General features: G+C 64.8%; 4 protein-coding genes and 1 pseudogene. All 5 read right to left on the bottom strand.

Annotation, left to right across the window (positions count from 1 at the left end; all coding sequences use genetic code 11):
- The coding region (gene ugpC, locus JOZ00_RS13690) for a sn-glycerol-3-phosphate ABC transporter ATP-binding protein UgpC (protein ID WP_293344496.1) at nucleotides 1-1,106 on the bottom strand (1,106 nt) is incomplete at its 3' end.
- A gap of 4 nt (nucleotides 1,107-1,110) precedes the next feature.
- A complete protein-coding gene (locus tag JOZ00_RS13695) occupies nucleotides 1,111-1,950 on the bottom strand; it encodes a carbohydrate ABC transporter permease (protein ID WP_293344498.1) in 840 nt (279 codons plus the stop codon).
- Nucleotides 1,940-2,782, bottom strand: coding sequence for a sugar ABC transporter permease (locus JOZ00_RS13700; RefSeq protein ID WP_293344499.1), 843 nt, complete (start codon nucleotides 2,780-2,782; stop codon nucleotides 1,940-1,942). The genes JOZ00_RS13695 and JOZ00_RS13700 overlap by 11 nt, the downstream gene beginning before the upstream one ends.
- A gap of 23 nt (nucleotides 2,783-2,805) precedes the next feature.
- Nucleotides 2,806-4,218, bottom strand: coding sequence for an extracellular solute-binding protein (locus tag JOZ00_RS13705; protein ID WP_293344497.1), 1,413 nt, complete (start codon nucleotides 4,216-4,218; stop codon nucleotides 2,806-2,808).
- 24 nt (nucleotides 4,219-4,242) lie between these two features.
- Nucleotides 4,243-4,484 (bottom strand): annotated as a pseudogene (locus JOZ00_RS13710) (magnesium transporter); the annotation flags it as partial.

Here is a 4,484-nt window from a genome sequence, read left to right on the forward strand (position 1 = left end):
TCGAACGCCAACTCCACGGACTGCCCGATGGCCGCTTTGGATTCAGCGGGAACCCTTGCCACAAACTGATTTTCGTGCAAATCTCCATCGGCCTCCAAGTCGTCGAGTTGGGCCGAGTGCGCGGCCGGGCCCGACGTGGAGAAGTACAGATACTTGTCGGCACCCAGGGACTCGACCAGGTCGACTTTGACCTCGAAGGTCAGCGCCCTGATGCGCTGGTAGCCGTCGATCAGCGCGGCGTCGGACAGGTGCTCGGGCCGCACCCCGACGATGACGTTCTCCGGTTTCGGGTGCTGCGCGATCACTTCCTGAACGTCCGCATCCAGCATCACCTCGCCGAAGGGCAGCGTGATCCCGATGGGCGTCAAGGTGGCCGGGAAGAAGTTCATGGCCGGCGAGCCGATGAAACCCGCGACGAAGAGGTTGGCGGGACGCTCATACAGCTCGTCGGGCGTGCCGATCTGCTGCGCGACGCCGGAACGCATCACCACGACACGGTCGCCCAACGTCATGGCCTCGGTCTGGTCGTGCGTGACGTAGACGGTCGTGGTGCCGAGCCTCTTCTGCAGGCGCGCGATCTCGCCGCGCATTTGAACGCGCAGTTTCGCGTCCAGGTTCGACAGCGGCTCGTCCATCAGGAAAGCCTTGGGATGACGCACGATTGCCCGGCCCATCGCGACGCGCTGCCGCTGCCCGCCCGACAACTGCGACGGCTTGCGGTCCAAAAGCTCGGTCAGGTCGAGGATTTTGGCGGTTTCGGAGACCTTTTGCGCGATCTCGGCTTTCTTCATCTTGGCCAGCGTCAGTGGGAAGGCGATGTTTTGCCCCACCGTCATGTGCGGATAGAGGGCGTAGGACTGGAAAACCATTGCGATGTCGCGGTCTTTGGGCTGCTTCTCGTTCACCCGATCGCCGCCGATGCGCAGCTCACCCGAGGATATTTCTTCAAGCCCGGCAATCATATTCAGCGTCGTGGTCTTGCCGCAGCCGGAAGGCCCTACCAGGATGAGGAATTCGCCGTCGGCAATGGTGATGTTCAGGTCGTGCACCGCCACCGCGCCATCCGGGTAGCTTTTACTGACGTGGTCCAGCACAATCTCGGCCATCGAGTCATCCCTTCACAGCGCCAGAGGTCAACCCGGCGACGATCCGTCGTTGGAAGAATAGAACAAAAACGATGATGGGGACTGTGATCACGATGGCGCCCGCCGCGATGGATCCCGTGGGTTCCTCGAACTGCGAACTGCCGCTGAAGTTCACGATCGCGACCGGCGCGGTGATGGCCGCCTTGGTAGCGGTCAGCGTCAGCGCCAGCAGCAGGTCGTTCCAGGCGAAGATGAACACCAGGATCGCGGCGGTCACCACGCCGGGCGCCGCCAGCGGGACGATCACCTTGCGGAAAGCCTGTGCGGGCGTGGCGCCGTCCATTTTCGCCGCCTTCTCCAGATCCCACGGGATCTCCCGGAAGAATGCCGACAACGTGTAGATGGCCAGCGGCAGAGCGAATGTGATGTAGGGCAGGATCAGGCCCGGCCAGGTGTCGAACAAACCCACTTGGCGTTCGATGTTGAACAGCGGTGTCACCAGTGAGATCGCCGGGAACATCGTGATCAGCAGGGCGGCCCCGACGAGGAGGCGCTTGCCCGGGAACCTCAGCCGTGCGATCGCATAGGCCGCCATCGCGCCGAACAGCACCGCGACCGCAGTGGTGATCAGGCCTATCCCGACGGAGTTGATCAGCGCCGAACTGAAGAAGTCGCCCCGAAAGATGCCGCGGTAGTTGTCGAAGGTGATCGACGACGGAATCAGCTTGCCGTCCTTGATCGTTGACGTCGGTTTGAGCGAGAGGCTGAGGATCCACAGCACCGGAAGGATCGCGTAGACCACCACCAGGGTGTCGATGACCGACCAGACGAGGGCGCGTCGCGCGCTTTCCTGCTCAGCGGCCATCGACGTCACCACCGGGGGTCGCGGCACCGAAGACCTTGACGAAGATCAGCGCTATGATGCCCACGCAGACGAAGATCAGCACACTGATCGCCGAACCGAGTCCGACGTTGAAGCCCTTGAAAAGGTTGTCGTAACCCAGGATTGACACAGAATCGGTGTTGTTGGCGCCGTTGGTCAGCACGTAGATGTTGTCGAAGATGCGAAACGCGTCCAGCGTCCGGAACAGCAGGGCGACCACTACCGCCGGTTTGATGATCGGCAAGATGATTCTGGTCAGGCGCCGCCATGCGTTGGCGCCGTCGACTTCGGCCGCCTTCACCAGGTCCTCCGGAACCAGGGCCAATCCGGCGAGCAGCAGCAGCGACATGAACGGCGTTGTCTTCCAGACCTCCGCCAGGATGACGATGCCCAGCGACGGGATCTGTTGCGTCAGAGGCGCACTGCCGTGTGGCAGCAAGTTGGCCAGGTAGCCGGTCCCCGGCGTCCAAGCATAGAACCAGCTGTATGCCGCGACCGCGGTGACGATGCCGTACGGGATCAGAACCGCGGTGCGCACCAAGCCTTTACCGACCAGGGTGCGGTGCATCACCAGCGCCAGCGTCAACCCCAGCACGAACTCGAAAGTCACCGAAACCACGGTGATCCCCAGCGTTACGGCCAAAGCCGTCCACCAGTACCGGTCGGTCAGGATCGTCACGTAGTTGTCCAGGCCGACGAAGGCGGTGTCGTTCGGGGCGGCAAGGCTGTTGCGCTGCAGGCTGAGCCACACCGCGTACCCGATGGGATAGGCCGTCACCGCCAGCATCAGGATCGCGGCCGGGGCCGCCAACATGAAGGCCAGTCGCCGTTCTGAAGTCACGGCAACAGTCCCTCCCCGTTGATGGCTTTTTCCGCCTGCGCGGTGAGGTCGTCGGCCGTTCGCTCGGGGTCGATGTCGGCGATCGGGCTCAGCGTCGCGGCGAGTCTGATGGCCAGCGCCTGGTAGGCCGGCGTCGCCGGCCGCACCGCGGCATCGGTGAGTTGCTCGCGGATGATGTTGTACATCGGGTACTTGGCCTGAAACTGCGGGTCGGAGTACAGCGAGGTGCGCACCGGCGGCAGGCCGCCGTTGATCGAGACGTATTTCTGGCTCTGCAGACTGCGCAGGCAGTGCAGCGCCTCGAAGGCCTCCGCGCGGTGCCGGGTGGTGGCGGCGACCGCCAGGTTCGCGCCGCCGATCGTCACTTTGGCCGGCTTGCCCGGCGCCACACCGGGATAGGGCGCGAAACCGAACACCTTTCTGCTGGCCTCGTAGGCGATCCGGAATTGCTCGTCGTTGGGCACGAACGCGCCGAATTGGTTGATGCTGCCGGTCAACGCCGGGTCCTGATTGAGCGGCAGGAAGGACACCCCACCCTTGACTGCGTTCTCCAACAAAGACGCCAGCACGTAGGGCCAGTTGACCTCCAGCGCGGCCTTGCCCTGCTCGACCGCCAACCGTGCGGTGCCCTCGTCGGTCCGGCTGATCGACGGGTCGACGCCCGGCGCGGTGGCCACCGACTTCAGGATGCGCAGCGCGTTGACGGTCGCGGCGCGGTGGGCGGGTGTGTCGGTCAGCGTGACGTGCCGGCCGTCCTCGGAGAGGACCTGTCCGCCGCCGCTGGCCAGCAGCGTGTTGAACCACACCACCAGCCCCTCGTTCTCGTTGGCCTGCACGGCAATCCAGCTTGGTTGGCCCGCGGCGTGCAGGGCGGCGGCCTCGGCCACCATGCCGTTCCAGTCGCGTGGCGGCTGTGCCACCAGATCCGGCCGGTACCAGAGCAATTCGGTGTTGGTGGTGACGGGCGCGCCGTACAGCTTGCCCTTCCAGCGGGCCGTCGCAAGCGGGCCCGGCAACGTATCGGTGGCGGCATCGGATTCGGCCAGACCGGCCGGGTCGTCGGACAGCGGCAACGCCCAGCCGGCCTCGGCGAACTGCGCGGTCCAGATCACGTCCAGCGACATCACGTCCAGCGTGCGGTCGTGCCCGGTCAGCCGCCGGGCCAGCTGCAACAGCTGCTCGCCGGGGGCCCTGGGCAGGCTTATCTGCTGGATGGCGAAGCGGCCGCCGAATTGCCGGGTGCAGTCCTGGGCGACGGCGGCGAAGGTCGCTCCGTCGGCGGCCGTCGTGTAGAAGCTGATCATCAGCCCGTTGCCGCCGGAACCGCAGGCCGACACCGCAGATGTGAGGGTTGCGGTCGCCAGCGCGATTACACCTATCCGGCGTACGCGCTCACGCCGACTCACCACTTATTCATACCTCTCGCGCGCGACTCAAATCGCCAAGCGCGCCAACAGATCCCGCGCCTTCTCTGCGTTCTGCGGATCGCAGAGCACGTCGTAGCGGCCGGCCACCAACTGCATCGTCGAACTGAAATCCCTTGTGCCACGGGCCATTGCGTATGGAACGGCAGAGGTGATCAAGCCGAAGAAGATGCCGGCGACCAGGCCGGTGGCCAGCGCACCCCCGGGGTTGTTGCTGAAGAAGCCGAGCACCAAGCCGATGAACAGCCCCA

Source organism: Mycobacterium sp., from assembly GCF_019243155.1.
Lineage (GTDB): Bacteria > Actinomycetota > Actinomycetes > Mycobacteriales > Mycobacteriaceae > Mycobacterium.